This is a genomic window from Flammeovirga agarivorans (assembly GCF_012641475.1).
GTDB lineage: Bacteria > Bacteroidota > Bacteroidia > Cytophagales > Flammeovirgaceae > Flammeovirga > Flammeovirga agarivorans.
In genome coordinates, this window is the sequence record NZ_JABAIL010000003.1 from 856,367 (window position 1) to 872,527 (window position 16,161).

Here is a 16,161-nt window from a genome sequence, read left to right on the forward strand (position 1 = left end):
CAAAAGTAAGGAATGCATCAAAAAAAAGGAGGTCAGTTAAATGAACTCCTTTTTTTTGATAAAATCATATTACTCAAATTGATTTTCATATATCCAACTGGATACTTCTTTAATAGCGTCGGTGAGATGAGTAAATTCTTGATCTGTAACATCTACCAAACCTATTCTATAATTTTCACCATCTTTTCTACCTAATACAGGTTGATCAGACCATTGGAACCAGTGTGCTCCAACTAAATTTGGATGCTCAATGACTCCTTTCATATAAGCTTTATATAAATCTGCTTGATGCTTTTCTGATGTAGCATACTTTAAACCATCTCCCCAGACACCATGTGAGGAGAAACCAAAATGAAATTCACCAATGATTATTGGTTTATCTACCAAGTATAGCGGTTTAAAATCACTAACATCATACCTATAGATATTAAAACTGACTACATCACAATACTTTGCTGCAGCCAGTTGTATTGCCTCATTTTTTTCCATGACTTTACCATGAATCCTACTTCCTAAATAAAGATGTCCAGGAAGCATTTCATGAATAACCTCAGCACATAATTTATAATATACTTCTGCGTGATGCTGTGTATAGGCTTTCATATCTTCTTTAAAAACCTCATTTAAATCATTAACTTTCTGTACCTGAATATTATCAAAATCATTAAATGAAGAATTCCATTGCTGATTTAACTTCTTTATTGTTGAATATTTTCCTTCTAAGAATTTTGACATTTCTTTTCTAGCAGGAATTTCAAGTTTTTCATTGAGTACCCCTAATGCTAAAGCATAACTATCATTTCCCCAATGAATCTCATTGTTGACAAAAATGCCTAAATTCCATGCATCACCTTTATGTCCTCTACTAATTACCCCTTGAATTCTTGATCTTAATCCATTTTCAAAGTCAGGGTCGAATGGGTCGGGAACTTTATCCACTTTACCAAAATGAGTAAGTTTTGGATGAATGATTAAAGTATATGGTACTTTTTGCTTAGGTATTACATTAGACCAAGCTCCACAAGTATTCAGATTCCAAGATTGTAAACGCCCTACTGTAACTTCATGATGGATATTTTTCCATTCTTTTCCGTACTTATAAACTAAGTTTCTATCGTAATAATTGATAAATCCTTTTTTATCCGAATAGACATCTTCAATAGCATGATCTAATGAAAAGAGTTGTTCTCTATTCTTTGTTGGAGTACCAGAACCTTGTCCAACTCCAGTTACTCCCAATGAGAAAAACAGATGACCAAGAGGATCAACTAAATGCCACTTCCCCTTGTATTTTTTTGTGTAAAATTGACCAGTTGCTTCTAGTTGAGGACCATTTTTCCAACCTCCAAACTGATCGTATTCAATATTCGAGAATTCAGATTGAGTATATTGTTTCTGGTCTTTGTTACCTTGTTTTTTTAGTTCTGATATTGATTGTACTTTCCCTTCCCAATTTTCAGACTTTAACTGACCCATTTTATCTACTGTAGGAATCGGAAGATCAAAAGTAGGATGTTGATGAAATTCGAATTCCCCTACTCCTTGAGGTTGTTTTAGTCTTACCTTCATTGGATGGTCGTATTTGTTATTTATTACAACTTCTACTCTCAATGTATTTTTGAGATCAAAAGCAGACCATTTTGGATGCATATCGTAGGGTAAAACAAAAGTACTTCCAAGTGTTTTCTTCCAGTCATTCTCTTTAGATAGATTTGGTCTTGGGAGTATTACTTTTGTTAGTAATGTATCCTTAGCAGGAATAATATATCTACAATATTGTTCTTTATATTTTTCTTTCCCTCTAACAAAGACCGTGACATCTAATGGATACTTGTTTTTGTTATCAAAAGTAACTCCTAGGTTTTTATAGGTCGAAAGGTCTAAAGGTTGGCTATTATAGTTAAATACAATCTTAGACTTTGTATTTGCTTTGATAGTCTGCTCTAACCAATTTTCTTGTTTTAAGTTTTTTGGTGTATACGTTTTAATCGTTTGCTGTGCTACAACATCAAGTTGTATAAAAAGTACACAGAAAGTCAAAATAGTGTGTAATCTCATCATCGTCATTTCATTTATCCAAACATACTTGATTTGAACATAATATGCATTTTAGGTATTTCACATAAATCAATACTATTTTGATTTTTTTGTTGAAAAGAACTTATATACCATTGTTTAGATTTGATTAGTAGAAAATGAAAAACTATATGAGCCTGTATTAAGGTTAACTAAGAGAATGAGTGATGAATCGAAGTAATAAAGTACACGTCAATATTGATTGTAACTATTATTTGAAAGATTTTACTACTTCAGGTTATCGATACTCAACACACCTTTGGTACTTCATTGGCCTTTTATTTTCCTATTCTTTTTCCACTTGATTTTAGAAATATTTTTTGGCAAACACGTATATAGACCCTGTTTTTTGATATTAACGGGTCAATTTTACGTCATTTGATCGTCACGTCAAAGTTAAACCCAAAAGTTATTGTAGTAGAGGAAAGCTGTTTAATTGTATATATCACACTTAGATTTGTTTTCATAGTCCATGAGGCAGCTATGAGCCTCTTTTATTAAATATGCAGCATATTTTTTCTGCATTAAATGAAATGAATAACTAAAATGAAAAAACTAACTTTACTATTACTATGGACATTAATATCATTTGGTATTAATGCACAGAATTGTCCTCCTTCCCATCCTTTTGAGGCCTGTGGAAGATGTTGGGAAAGTGCTGAGCAAGCAGCATCAGGTGGTTGTAATGAAACTCAAGATCCACCAGAAGACACTCCTCCTATTGCTCCAACAAATTTATCAACATCAAATGTCACTATGAACAGTGTAACATTGAGCTGGAATGACAACAGCAATGATGAAACAGGTTTTGAGATTTATAGAGATAATAGCTTGATCTCAACAACTAATGCGAATAGCACATCTTTTACGGAGTCAACTTTAATTTCTAATACAACTTACAGCTATTATGTAATTGCAGTGAATGGAAGTTTAAGTTCAACACAAAGTAATTCTGTTTCAGTTACTACCGACCAAGAGGTTGTTGAGAACCCTAATGATTTAGGTACTATAACTTTTACTTCTAGTGATACTGGAAATGGTTGGATTGTAGAATGGAATTCAGTGACAAATGCAACACAATATGTTTTGAATATTGTAACGCTTGATGGAAGTGCCGAAATAGGTAATCAAAATATTGTAGTTACAAGCTTAAACTACACTGAAGATAATCCTGTAGAGGACATTACTTACAAGTATACACTTACTGTTAGTAATTCAAGTGATTCAAAAGTTTCGAATACGATTACTAAAATAAGAACTAGCTGTGCAGGTGGTTCACAGAATGCTGAAAATGGTAAAGTTTCAGGTAAATTCACTCCTAAAAATGGTAAAGCTTTATTGTTTTTAGGCCAAGATAATAATTCGGTTGATGGTTATACCGACAGTAATTTATTCCCTAGCATTGGAGGATTTACAAATTACACTAATATTTATGATTTTGCAGGGTTAGAATCTGTAAATAACTATGGTAGTGGTGATATGTGTATTCAATGTGGGATTGATAAGCATCCAAGTGCAGCGGTAGCTATCGGTTTATACATGGTGGAAGATAATGATGGTGTTGGGGAAGATCACCCGAACGGTCTAACAGACGTAGTTAATGGTCTTTATGATGCTTCTATTGATAAGTTTGCCAACTTCGCAAAAGCCAATCCAACAACTCCATTCTTTTTACGTGTCGGTTATGAATTTGACGGACAATGGAACCATTATGAGCCTACAAAATATATCAATGCTTATAGATATTTAGTAGATCGTTTAAATGCTGCAGGAGTTGAAAATGTGGCATATGTATGGCAGTCTGCAGCTTACGGGTTTACTTATAATAGTTTACCAATTGATGCATGGTACCCTGGAGATGAGTATGTAGATTATATTGGTTTATCTTTTTTCTTCTATGATGAAGGGTTTAATGGACCAAATCTCCAATTCTTATTGGATATGGCTAGAACTAAGCAAAAGCCAGTGATGATGGCAGAAGTTTCAGCACAATATTATGATTTTGATGAAAACACTTTTGCTAATTTTGCCGATCCATCACAAAAGACTTCATTGACAGGTCAGGAAATGTGGGAACAATATTTTGAAGGTCAATTATTACCTTTCATTCAAGGCAACGAAGATGTAATTAGAGCAATAGCTTACATTAATGCAGATTGGCAATCACAAGAACAATGGCAATGGCCTGAAGCAGGAAATGGTTATTGGGGAGACACAAGAGTAGAAAGAAATACTTATGTAGCTCAAAAGTGGAATGAAGAAATTTCTTCAGGCTTTTATCAAAATGGAGATCCTAATTTATATGCTATCCTAACAACAGGTTGTGATAATTCAGAAACACCTATTGATCCTCCAGTTGAAACTAAACCTTCAGTGCCAACTAATTTAGTTTCATCAAGTCAAACTACATCAAGTATTTCATTAAGTTGGGATGCTGTATCGAATGCTTCAAACTATTGGGTGCTATATGGTACAAATAGTGGTTCGTATGTGGATAGTGTACAAACTTCTTCTTCATCTGTAACTATAAATAACTTGGTAGCAGATCAGAATTATTACATTACTATGTATGCGACAAACTCTGAAGGAAGTAGTGACCTAACAAATGAGATTCAAGTAAAAACTAAGCAAGAATCGACAACTCCACCACCTGTTGGAAATAAAATTGAAGGGAAGTTTACTCCTAAAGATGGTAAAACATTATTAGCAATAGGTCAAGATCTATCGGCAATGTCGGGTTACAGAAATGGTAATATGCCAGAGCCAGGTGCTGCTGTTGCATACGTAGCATTCTATATGTTAACTCAAGATAACTATGGAATTAATTATGGTGCTACAGGTATGGATAACCAAGGTAACTTTACTGATATTGATACAGATTGGGGTTCTGGACCGTTGAATGCTTCATCTACTGCATTAGGTTGGGATGAATCTGCACTAATTGTTGCCATGTCAATTACAGAAAACTGGAACCTAAATGGTTTACAAGGAATTGCCAATGGACAATATGAGCAGCACATAGATAAACTTGCTTTATTCTGTAATAAATTCCCTGAGAAAAAAATCTATTTAAGAATAGGTTATGAGTTTGATGGTAGATGGAACTCTCAAGAAACTGCGGGTGGAGATTATCCTGGTGGTTACCATAAACAAGAAGAATATAAGACGGCATGGAGACACATTGTTGATGGAATGGATGCTAGAGGTGTGAATAATGTTGCTTATGTATGGCAATCGTCTACTTCTCCAGTTGATGACGTATTGGATGGATATTTTGGAAACGGAGGAGACTTGGTAGCTGCAAGAGAAGACATTGCAGGTTGGTACCCAGGTGATGATTACGTAGACTGGTGTGGTATTTCATGGTTTATTTCACCAACGGAAGCCTCACAATATTTCGGGTTTGATGATGTGCCTAACTTGCTAAATCAAAATGACCTTGCGGACGAGATGCTTGCTTTTGCAAGAGAGCATAACAAACCTGTGATGATTGCTGAAGCAACACCTCAAGGCTATGACCTTGAAATCTCAGAGTATGATACTACACCTAGTAAAGTTTCTCGAGCAATCACAGGTTATACGTATGAAGGTGCAAAAACACTTTTAACAGAAGGTTTAGCTACAGCTGAAGAAAACTATACTCCAGGTACTTGGATCGCAAATTTAGATGCTCAAGAAGCTTGGGATAGATGGTTCACTCCTTTCCTGGATTATATCCATACAAATGCTGATGTGATTAGAGCAGTTACTTATATCAACGCCAATTGGAATACACAAGCGAAATGGGCTTCACCGTATGCTGAAGGTTATTGGGGTGATACTAGAATTGAGGAGAACCCTGCTATTAAGGCATTATGGTTAGAAGAAACAAACTCAGAATTTTGGTTATTAGGTAGTCCATCTATCAGCGATCAATTATTTGATGATGCAAGTAACCAAAGACAGATTCAATTAGCAGAAGAGTTAAAAGAAACAATTAAGGACATTACGGTATATCCAAACCCTGCGAGATCTATCATTAATATTGGTGGATTAGAGGAAAAACCAGTGTTCCAACTTATCAATATTCAAGGACAATTAATGAAAACGGGTATTGGTCAGCAGATAAAAATCACTGATTTACCAAAAGGTTTATACCTTCTGAAAATCAATGATAACATTACTCAAAAGATTCTTATCAACTAGTCATTTATAAAATTAACTCCCTGTACTTTTGTATGGGGAGTTATTTCTTTATATTTTAATATTTCAACGAGCTATAGGTCTACTTTATTTATAACACTACAATTAACTATATGAGATTAACGGTACTACTTTTTTGTTTACTTTTCATATTACAACTACCGGCATTTTCAAAAATTACTGACACTATAAAAGGAGTTCCTATTACTACTAATATTCCGTCTTCAGTATATAATGCAGGTTCACAAAATTGGTCAATTACTCAAGACTTTAGGGGGTATATGTATTTCGCAAACAACTTTGGGTTACTAGAGTTTAATGGTAGAAATTGGAATACATACAAACTAAATAAGGCCAACTCCAATCTGTTGTCTGTAAAAGCAATTGATAAAAGGATTTACGTTGGCGGCCAAAAAGAATTTGGTTACTTTCAATTGGATAGTACAAACCAACTTTTTTATACATCACTTTCGGATGAATTACCTAAGGATATCGAATTTGATGAGGTTTGGAATATTCAAGAAGGGAAAAGTAATGAGATTTATTTCATTGCACATGATTTTATTTTCAGGTACAATAACGAGTACGTTACAGCGATTCAAACCGTCGAAAAAACAAGGTACTCCTACTATATGGATGGATATATTTTTTCCTCTAATAATGAATTAGGGATCGAAAAGTATATACCATTAACCCAAGAGCGAAAGAAGATTCAGAATTCATATTTCCTGAAAGGTAAAAACATACGTCAGATTTTAAGAATTTCTAAAAATGAACATATGATTTTTACTCTTGAGGGAGAAATTTACCTTGAGAAAAATAATGTTCTTTTACCTGTTGCTCAGCCACTTTGGTCAAAGTTTAATGATGCGATGATCAATACTGCAACCCTTTTGACAAACAATAGAATTGCAATAGGAACTCAAAACGCTGGGATATTTATTCTATCTGAAAATTATCAACTGATCGATCATATCGATACGTCAAAAGGACTTACAGATATTATTGTTTATTCGTTATTTCTTGATAAACAGGATAATTTATGGGTGGCCCATAGAAATGGGCTGTCATACATAGAGTTAGAATCGCCATTTAAACTGATTAATAAAAATGCAGGTGTTGAAGGCGGAGGTTATGCAGCTTGTATATCAAATGATCGATTATATCTTGGTACATCCAATGGACTTTTTGTTGAAGATGTAGATAATGTAACGGGCGAAAAATTTGCTTTTAAAAGTATTACTGAAGCTAGAGGGCATACCTATTTTATTGAAGAAGTAAATGGTAAATTATTTCATGCCCAACATCTTGGGTTATATGAAATACAAAAAGATAAAAGCTTACAAATCAATAAGGAAATAGGTGCATGGAATACAATTGCTTTGAACGATACTCATTTTCTTCAAGGAGGATATAACGGTTTATATCTACTTGAGAACACAAAAAACAGTAAGTGGAAAACAAAAAAAATTCCAGGTTTTAAAGAGTCTAGCCGATTGATTTATATAGAGCCTGGACAAAAGACTATTTGGGTTTCACATGGTTTTAAAGGTGTCTACAAAATAAGCTTTGATCCTGAAAACTATAAAATCCTTAAGGTGAGGCATTATGGAGAAAACGATGGGTTCTTTAGTAATGTATTAATCAATTTATTTTATGTAAGAAACGAATTGATTTTTTGTGGAGAAAGAGGTGTTTTTATTTATGATGAGCCTACAGATAAATTTAAACTACATCCCTTGTACACCAAGCTTTTAGGGACTGAAACAAGAATATCTTCAATGGCTAGCGATTATGATGATAATGTATTCTTTATACAAGACGGAAAGTTAGGAATGATAAAGAATATCAATGCAAAAAGTCCATTTATAGAAAGAAACATTTTTGGTAGAATTAATCACTTAGTCAGTGATGACCTAGAGACCATCATTCCTATTAATAAACAACATGTCTTATTTACTGCCAAGGAAGGTTTTATTGATTATAATCCACGTTTCCAAAGAGCTATTCATAAACAAGTACCAGTATCTTTAGTGAGTTTTAATAGTTCTGATGGACTCGAAAGTAAGAATGAATTGAATAATAATTCAGAAGAAAATATAACGATACCTTACGATAGAAATAATATTGACTTCGAATTTGTAGCTTCCTATTATGATGGTATGCAGTTCAATAAATATGAGACCTATCTTATTGGTTTTGATAAACAACCGAATCCTTGGAGTATTCAGAACTCAGTTAAATACACCAACTTAAAAGAAGGTAAATACCAATTGCGAATTAAGGGTAAAAACATATATGGTGAAGAAAGTGCTCCAATCTTTGTTAATTTCACCATTTCTCCTCCTTGGAGCCGCAGTATCTATGCCTATGTTTTATATCTATTTATAGGAATCCTGTTAACTATTGGTGTCGTCTTAGCATCTAGATGGTCTTTCCTACATAGAGTAAAAAGCTTATTAGGCGAAAAACAAATACAACTTGAAAATAAAGATATTGAAATTCAGCGTTTAAAGGAAAAACAGCTAGAGCAAGACCTTGATCATAAGAACAAAGAATTAGCCTTGAGTACTGTGCACCTAACACAGCGCAATGAGCTTTTAAATAGTTTAAAATCTGACCTTCAAAGGATATTAGAAAAGATAAATAAGGGGAATTTTTCTAAGGTAAGAACTTACGATGCTTTAGAATTGATTATAAATAGAATCGGAAAAGATATTAATGATGAAAAGGAATGGTCTAGGTTTGAAGATCACTTTAATCTACTTCATTCGGATTTCTTTAAAATACTAAAGAAAAGACATCCTGATTTAAACACACAAGAATTAAAAATTTGTGCATATATCAGAATGAACCTATCCTCTAAGGAAATGGCTTCAGCCATGAATATCTCATTGAGAGGAGTAGAAACATCCCGATATAGATTAAGGAAAAAACTCGGCCTTGACCGTCATGAAAGTTTAACCGAGTTTATTGAAAACATCACACACATGAACGAAATATCATAAAGTCTGCTCCATAACATATAGGTGTTGCAACTTCTGATAGATGGGTTTTAAAACGGATAGGTAAACTTCATCATCATCTAAAGGCAAATATTCTTCGGCAATATTTGCCTTTCCTTTGCCCGAAAGTAGATACATATATTGCATTTTATGGTGTACTAATTCAAGTAAATTATTGATAGTATGATCTTTTGATACGCAATGCACCTCAGTTTTTGTTGAATTTAGAAGTTGATATATTTGTTTGTCTTCATTACTTAGATCATACAATAGTTGTAATGCAATTTGTTCGTAGAGGTTCCCCTTCCCTAGTCGCCAAAATTTATCAGTAGTACTATTCTCCTTACTGTCTTTTATAGAAAAATCAAAGGTAGGCTCAATCCCTAATTTTGAATATAATGCATCAATTTCAAGACCTGTATTCTGTTTTAATTTTGATTGTGTGATACTTCCTAAAGAAATGGAATCATGTTGTTGCGCCGTTAGTAATAGCAATGGAATACTTAGTTCTTTTAATAATTCTTGGTCCTTATTCTTCATCCTTTTATAAATACCAAGAGAAACAGAACTTCCAATAAATTGATTTGAAACAATAAGTTCTGCTCCAAATCTGTTGTTTTTAATTTTTCTTACTCCACCTGATCTAAGTTGTTGAAGTGTATCCCATTCTAGAGAAAGCAAGCGTTTATTCGTAACTTTTTTATCTTTAATTTCATTCATTTTATTTAAATGCCTTAATGATAAAGCCTCTCCATTGGGTCCTTTGGCTTCATTATCACCAAATACTCCTGGCCATTCATTACTAGATCCCCATAAGGGTTTAGGATGCTTTTCCCCATGGCATCTAAAACATTCTTGAGGTGATCGTCTTACTTCTATATCTTTATTAGTGAAGTCTAATTGAAATAATTCCCAGTCTCCCGACTTTTTATCCAATATCATTCCATCAACCTTGTCATAAGTGACAGCTTTTTCCATGGTACTAATATTGAAAAGTAGATGACCATCTTCTCCAAATAGAATAATTCTGGGTGAATTTAAATCTGATTGCCCCAATGCTTTTGTATGTTCAACCAAAGAAAAATTTCTTCTGTAAACATCGGGAAGTGCATACATTAATTCTTCAACAGTTTGAACTTGTTTTGTATTGACCCATTCCTGAAGGTCTTCTAATTGAATTGTGGAAGTATCTTGAAACCTTAATTCTTCAAGCTTACAGTTGTTGATAGTTTCTGTACCTTTTTCTTGTATCTGACAAGACATAAGTGTACATAAAAAAGTTATAATTCTAATTGTTTTCATTCGTACAATATACAGCTTCATTGTTAAGGTTTCGTACCACTTTATAAAGCAGAAAATGATGAAGTATTTTTAATTTTCCTGTTATCAAGAAATACGACTTTATCAATTTTAAAGTGGTGTTGAAGTTTATAAAAAGGCTGTTTTTATAGCTAAAATCAATGATGATGCTTGATATTGACGTGATATAAAAGTACTTGATTTTTGAGTCACAAAAACTCTTGTAGTAGTGAAATAATAGATTTTCAGGAGAATCACTTCTTTATTTGTGCATCTCAAATTTTAAATATTGTATGAAATGAAATTATTAAAATCAACACTCTTACTTCTAACTATTATTCTATCATCTTGTCAATTCGACGCACAAGATGAGATTGCTCAAGAGGCATCAAACTATAGAATCAATTGTCCGTCGTCGCATCCTTATATAGCATGTGACCAATGTTGGGAAAATGAAGCCCAAGCTACTTCAGCTGGGTGTACAGAAACAGGTAGTAGTGATGAAGGAACTACAGAAGAGGAAGGTACTAATGATACAGCTGCCTCTCCAAACTGTCCTTCTTCTCATCCATTTGAAGCTTGTGGACAATGTTGGACTGATGCAGTTCAAGCATCAAGTGCAGGGTGTACTGATACATCAACAGGAAATGAGGGAGATAATACAGACCAAGGTAGTGGGAACTTTAACCCGAACAATACTACTTGTGTAACACCAGTGGGTAATGGTAATGATGGTTGTCTGAATTCAGATGGTTACTTTGTAAGCCGTGATGGTGTTGTTTCAGATCCTGAAAATGCACGTTTAGCAATTCTAGATATCGAAATCAACTTAGGAATCGACATCGATGATGAATTTATCGATAAATGTGGATACCAAGGAACAGTTCCATCAATTAACCCTTCGATTACTGCGGCAGATGCTAAAGTATATTTCAAGGCATTAATTGGTGAACAAAAGGCACAATGGTTAATTGAAGATTTAGATACGAATAAGGACGGTATACTAACTCGTAATGAAGCTTCTCAAGCAAAAGGAAGCGATCCAAGACAAGTACTAAGAACTGGTTTCGGACAGGAAAATGGATTAGCTACTGATGATATTTTGGCATATATAGGTTTATACCTAGGCGATGGTGCGATTGATAAGTACGCTGGAGATTTACTTCCAGAAGTACAAGAAAACTTAGCTACTTTCACAAGAACATGGCAACCAGAAGTAATGAATTCTAATGGTCGCTATATTGGAAACTAGCAGACTATCTTTTACGAAGTAAAATTCATTTTAAAGTAGATCAAAGTAAAAACGCAAGCTTTATTAGCTTGCGTTTTTTTATTTTATCTTTTTTTCTCATAACAAATAACCTGTAAAAAGAATAGCTAAAACTTCTGATTATAATTATTCTACTGTATGATAAATCAATTATTATCTTTCAAAAACGCCTATATTGATGTGAAATTATGAACCTAAAATGAATCAGCTTGGAACACAATATATTAATCGATAAAATCAAAAGAAGTAATAGCCTACCGGAGGATGCTTTAACGTATTTATCTAGTATTGGTAAAGTTATTAAAATAAAAAAAGGAGAAAATTTAATAATTCCAGGTAAACCAATAAGTAAATCATACTTTGTAACAGAAGGTTGTATGAGAGCCTATTGTATGAACAAAGATGCTAAAGAACATACCCTTCAATTTGCTATAAAAGAATGGTGGATTAGTGATTTTATAGCTTTATATAACCATGAACCTTCTTCTTTAACTGTTGAAAGTATAACGGATGCTACTTTAATTGAGTTTGATTTTAAAGATTTAGAGAAAGGCTTTAAGCTATTTCCTGAATTTGAATCCTTTCAAAGAAAAAACTTAGAGAGGCATGTGGTCAGTGTTCATAAAAGGATTCTCAATCAATTACAGTTATCCGCTGCTGAGCGTTATGAGTTGTTTTTAAAGGAATACCCTGATATTGAAAAAATGATTTCTAATTATCATATCGCTTCCTATTTAGGTATCACACAGCAGAGTTTAAGCAGAATTCGTGTAGAAAATTCGAAAAAGTAGATTTCTTACCATATGGTTAATTATTTCCATTTTCAGTCTTGTACTTTTGAACCATCCAGTAATAAAAATAAAACAAACAATGGAGTTATTAGAAAAATTACAATGGCGTTATGCTGCTAAGGCTATGAACGGCCAAAAAGTACCACAAGAAAAAATTGATAATATTATAGAGGCTATTTCTTTAGCACCTACATCAAGTGGACTACAACCTTTTGAAGTTTTGGTGATCACTAACCAGGAAATCAAAGAAAAAATCAAACCCGTTTCTTGGGATCAATCAGTAATTACAGACTGTTCCCACCTTTTTGTTTTTGCTGCTTGGGATACCTATACAGCTGACCGTATCAATAAAATGTTTGATTTGGTTAATGAAGTAAGAGGTTTTGAAAACGAAGGATGGGAAAATTATAGAAAGATGTTGTTGAACATCTACCCAAATAGAGATGCTGAAGAAAACTTCAATCATGCTGCAAAACAAGCTTATATTGCTTTTTCTCAAGCGATTACTGCATGTGCTTTTGAAGGAGTAGATGCCACTCCTCTAGAAGGATTTTCTCCTGAAAAAGTAGATGAGATTCTTGGCCTAAAAGAAAAAGGATTAAGAAGTTGTGTTATGCTTCCTGTTGGTTATAGAGATGCTGAAAATGACTGGCTAGTGAACTTGAAGAAAGTTCGTAAGAGCAAAGAAGATTTAGTTACAGTAATTGACTAATTCTTTTATAAAGAAAAAGCTGAAGCCCTTTTCATCAAGTGATACTATTGATGAAAAGGGCTTCTATATTTTAAAAAAAACCTTTTTGGTAAAGAGTTAATATATGTCCCCATCTTCAGCCATAAGTATGTTTTGAATTCCCTCATCGATCATTTCGTGAAGTACATCATGACGGTCAAATTTGTCTGGGTCATTGTAATTTTGAACATGAACTAATACGATATTCTTTACTTTCGATTCATTATAGACCCTCTTCAATAAATTAGGGAACATATGATATTCACCGATTGTTTTTACTTTTTCTTCTTCAGTTTCACCTCCCCATGTAGCATATTTGATGTTCTTTCTAGTAATACCCTCTACAACTAATAAATCTGCATCTTTTGAAGCATTCACTAATCCTTCTGAATACGTACCATCACCTCCAAAAACAACAATTCTACCATCAGGTTTACATGTAAAACGATATGCATAAGTATGTTTCAATGCTCCATGTTTAGTTGGGAAAGCTTCCACTATTACATTTTCATCTTCAAATATTTTTCTACCATTATTGTCTATATTTTCACTTAATGGTACTCCTACTGCAGTTGCTCCGTCAGCACCTCTTTTACTATCTGCTTGCGTCACATCATGCCTATCTATTTCCCAAGCTGCATTTATATGACTGATCATTTCATCTACTCCCTCAGGTCCATAAACTTTTTTATCTGCTCCATCATGGAATTTATATGGATTATTGATAAATGAAGGTAAGCCAACAGTATGATCTTCATGTAGATGTGTTAAAAACATATACTTAAGATTCTTAAACTTAAATGTATTTATCAAGTCAATATCTTTTTGAGCTTGCACTGCTTTTGTAAGACCTCGCCACCAGCCTTCACCACAGTCCACAAAATATGGATAACCATTTACTACCAAGGCATGGGCTGCACCATTTCGAAAAGGGTTAGGTGTTGGAGTACCAGTACCTAATGTGATTACTTTTGATGAGAATTCTTTTGGCGAGCGATCCAATGGAGCTCTATTTTCTTTTGTTGGCCAATTTTCTGGAGCAGTAAAAGGTGTATTTGGATTGGATGGTTCATGGAAAGGTACATTTAAATAATTCTGCTCCGTAGTCTTTTTTCCTAATTCTAAATTCTTTTCCCATCTGGATAATATTGTTTTGAAAGAATATAAACCAAATGGGACAATAACGATTAAAAGGGCGAATTGGATGTAATATTGCTTTTTCATTTTTCTATTTGTTTAATGATAAAGCAAAGGTATCTCATCGTATTCTGAGGTAGTTGTATTTTTAATTTTGTCAGTTGTAGTTTTTATTTTATTCCATTGTTTTTCAAAAAATCGTTAGGTGAAACACCAAACTCTTTTTTAAATATTTTAGAAAAATAAGCCATATCTGTATACCCTAAATGATAGGTTACCTCCTTAATTCCCATTTTATTAGTGATTAATAACTCTCGACTATAATATACTCTGTAATGATTATAGAATTTTAGAATGGTTTGCCCAAAGACTTTTTTGAAGAGTTGATTGCATTCCAATTCACTCATTGATAGTTGATTTGAAAGAGATTTTATATTAGGTTTTTCTTCTAAGTTATTCAATATGGCATCTCTTATTATATAAGCGGCCTTAATATGATCATCTGTATTAGTTTCATTATTTGACTTTGTATTTATTCGTCGATAAAAATATTCAAAAGCCATAGAGAATAGACTTTGCAATAATTGTTTTTGGACGACTTCTTTTTCTTTACTCTGATAATTATAAGTGGATGAAATAGCAGCTCTAAGAATATTGATATCATCAAATGTTTCAAATAGAGAAAAATCGTTCTTATCTAGATATTGAATGTACTCTCCCATTCCTTTTTCTTTCAATTCCTCTTTTGAAAACAGCAATAACACGTGATGAATACTTTTTATTTCATTAAAATCAAAGATGAATTTATTCTCCTTCTTCATCAACATCATTGTCATTTTTCCTAATTGATGTTGCTCTTGATCTATATTGCTTTCGACCTTCATGCCTTGCATCAAAAATGAAAGAACATAGTCCACATTTTCATAATTAGAGAAATCTAAAATAAAATCATTAGATAGTGTGGAGTGAACCTTATCCACATTAAAAACAATGCTATATAAACCTTCTGATAGAGTATAATAATAGAACTCCCCTCCTTTCAACTGTCTGTAATTAGAGGTGTTTTGATTGGGTAATTCTGATAAAACTTTTCCGATTAACTGAGTGTGTTCTTCAAAAGAGGAGATATGAGTGATCATAAATCAATAATAAAAAGGGTAGTGATTAATTACAAAATGCAGTAGAACTAAATAGAATTTTTCATTTGATCTTAATCTTTAATTCAGTTTATACTATAATTTATGCGAAATATCTAAGCAAATAATCTAGCTTCCGAATTTTGTAGAAATAATTCAACTTATCTGAAACAACAATAATATCAATTGTATTTATTGGTTATTTAATTTCTCTACTTATTTCAAATAAACAAGTACGATAATCCCTTATTTTTTGAGATTGTTATCACTATATAAGTGTTAGATTTTCACTATATTATAGATATCACCTAAACACACATATAAATAACTAAACACTATGATTGCTAAAGTTAAATATGAGATAAAACACCATAACGGTATTATCTCTATTGTTTGTAAACCAACAGATACTCAACAAACAATATTAAAAAAAGCCAAATCTACATTACGAAGATCAGGCTTTTCTGAAACAGATATTCAATCGCTCACCATTCAAAGTAGAGCATAATTCTGGAGTCAAGTTTTACTGTAGTAA

10 protein-coding genes are annotated in these 16,161 nt (G+C 33.0%); 6 read left to right on the forward strand and 4 right to left on the reverse strand.

Features of this window, described 5'->3' with window-relative positions; translation table 11 throughout:
• Positions 1–69: 69 nt before the first annotated feature.
• Positions 70–2,061 carry a beta-galactosidase gene (locus tag HGP29_RS12175; protein WP_168882680.1) on the reverse strand — a complete coding sequence of 664 codons (1,992 nt, stop codon included), beginning with the start codon at positions 2,059–2,061 and terminating at the stop codon, positions 70–72.
• A gap of 561 nt (positions 2,062–2,622) precedes the next feature.
• Here HGP29_RS12175 and HGP29_RS12180 point away from each other — a divergent pair.
• The gene (locus HGP29_RS12180; RefSeq protein ID WP_168882681.1) at positions 2,623–6,261 is read left to right on the forward strand and encodes a glycosyl hydrolase; all 3,639 of its coding nucleotides are present in this window, start codon (positions 2,623–2,625) and stop codon (positions 6,259–6,261) included.
• A 110-nt stretch (positions 6,262–6,371) separates the two neighbouring features.
• A complete protein-coding gene (locus HGP29_RS12185; protein ID WP_168882682.1) occupies positions 6,372–9,266 on the forward strand; it encodes a triple tyrosine motif-containing protein in 2,895 nt (964 codons plus the stop codon).
• On the opposite strand, the gene HGP29_RS12190 is transcribed toward HGP29_RS12185, so the two are convergent.
• Positions 9,261–10,526, reverse strand: coding sequence for a hypothetical protein (locus HGP29_RS12190; protein ID WP_168882683.1), 1,266 nt, complete (start codon positions 10,524–10,526; stop codon positions 9,261–9,263). The two genes, HGP29_RS12185 and HGP29_RS12190, sit on opposite strands and share 6 nt — an antisense overlap.
• Before the next feature lie 334 nt (positions 10,527–10,860).
• On the opposite strand from HGP29_RS12190, the gene HGP29_RS12195 reads away from it, so the two are divergent.
• The 3 genes from HGP29_RS12195 (at position 10,861) to HGP29_RS12205 (ending at position 13,335) form a co-directional block, all read left to right on the forward strand.
• Positions 10,861–11,814: an EF-hand domain-containing protein gene (locus tag HGP29_RS12195; protein ID WP_168882684.1), complete on the forward strand. Its 954-nt coding sequence runs from the start codon at positions 10,861–10,863 to the stop codon at positions 11,812–11,814.
• Between the two features lie 227 nt (positions 11,815–12,041).
• A complete protein-coding gene (locus HGP29_RS12200; RefSeq protein ID WP_168882685.1) occupies positions 12,042–12,623 on the forward strand; it encodes a Crp/Fnr family transcriptional regulator in 582 nt (193 codons plus the stop codon).
• 79 nt (positions 12,624–12,702) lie between these two features.
• Positions 12,703–13,335, forward strand: a complete 633-nt coding sequence (locus tag HGP29_RS12205) for an NAD(P)H-dependent oxidoreductase (protein ID WP_168882686.1) — start codon at positions 12,703–12,705, stop codon at positions 13,333–13,335.
• Between the two features lie 96 nt (positions 13,336–13,431).
• Here the strand turns inward: HGP29_RS12205 and HGP29_RS12210 are convergent, their stop codons facing one another.
• Together HGP29_RS12210 and HGP29_RS12215 are read right to left on the reverse strand one after the other, a co-directional pair.
• The gene (locus HGP29_RS12210; protein ID WP_168882687.1) at positions 13,432–14,577 is read right to left on the reverse strand and encodes an MBL fold metallo-hydrolase; all 1,146 of its coding nucleotides are present in this window, start codon (positions 14,575–14,577) and stop codon (positions 13,432–13,434) included.
• 83 nt (positions 14,578–14,660) lie between these two features.
• Positions 14,661–15,629, reverse strand: a complete 969-nt coding sequence (locus HGP29_RS12215; RefSeq protein WP_168882688.1) for a helix-turn-helix domain-containing protein — start codon at positions 15,627–15,629, stop codon at positions 14,661–14,663.
• 334 nt (positions 15,630–15,963) lie between these two features.
• Here HGP29_RS12215 and HGP29_RS12220 point away from each other — a divergent pair, with 334 nt between their 5' ends.
• Entirely contained in the window at positions 15,964–16,134 is a 171-nt protein-coding gene (locus tag HGP29_RS12220) for a hypothetical protein (protein WP_168882689.1), read from the forward strand.
• Positions 16,135–16,161 lie beyond the last annotated feature (27 nt).

Bases quoted from the DNA above. Each gene is read 5' to 3' on its own strand.
- HGP29_RS12175 (WP_168882680.1), bottom strand. From the start codon at position 2,061: ATGATGAGATTACACACTATTTTGACTTTCTGTGTACTTTTTATACAA.
- HGP29_RS12180 (WP_168882681.1), top strand. From the start codon at position 2,623: ATGAAAAAACTAACTTTACTATTACTATGGACATTAATATCATTTGGT.
- HGP29_RS12185 (WP_168882682.1), top strand. From the start codon at position 6,372: ATGAGATTAACGGTACTACTTTTTTGTTTACTTTTCATATTACAACTA.
- HGP29_RS12190 (WP_168882683.1), bottom strand. From the start codon at position 10,526: ATGTCTTGTCAGATACAAGAAAAAGGTACAGAAACTATCAACAACTGT.
- HGP29_RS12195 (WP_168882684.1), top strand. From the start codon at position 10,861: ATGAAATTATTAAAATCAACACTCTTACTTCTAACTATTATTCTATCA.
- HGP29_RS12205 (WP_168882686.1), top strand. From the start codon at position 12,703: ATGGAGTTATTAGAAAAATTACAATGGCGTTATGCTGCTAAGGCTATG.
- HGP29_RS12210 (WP_168882687.1), bottom strand. From the start codon at position 14,577: ATGAAAAAGCAATATTACATCCAATTCGCCCTTTTAATCGTTATTGTC.
- HGP29_RS12215 (WP_168882688.1), bottom strand. From the start codon at position 15,629: ATGATCACTCATATCTCCTCTTTTGAAGAACACACTCAGTTAATCGGA.
- HGP29_RS12220 (WP_168882689.1), top strand. From the start codon at position 15,964: ATGATTGCTAAAGTTAAATATGAGATAAAACACCATAACGGTATTATC.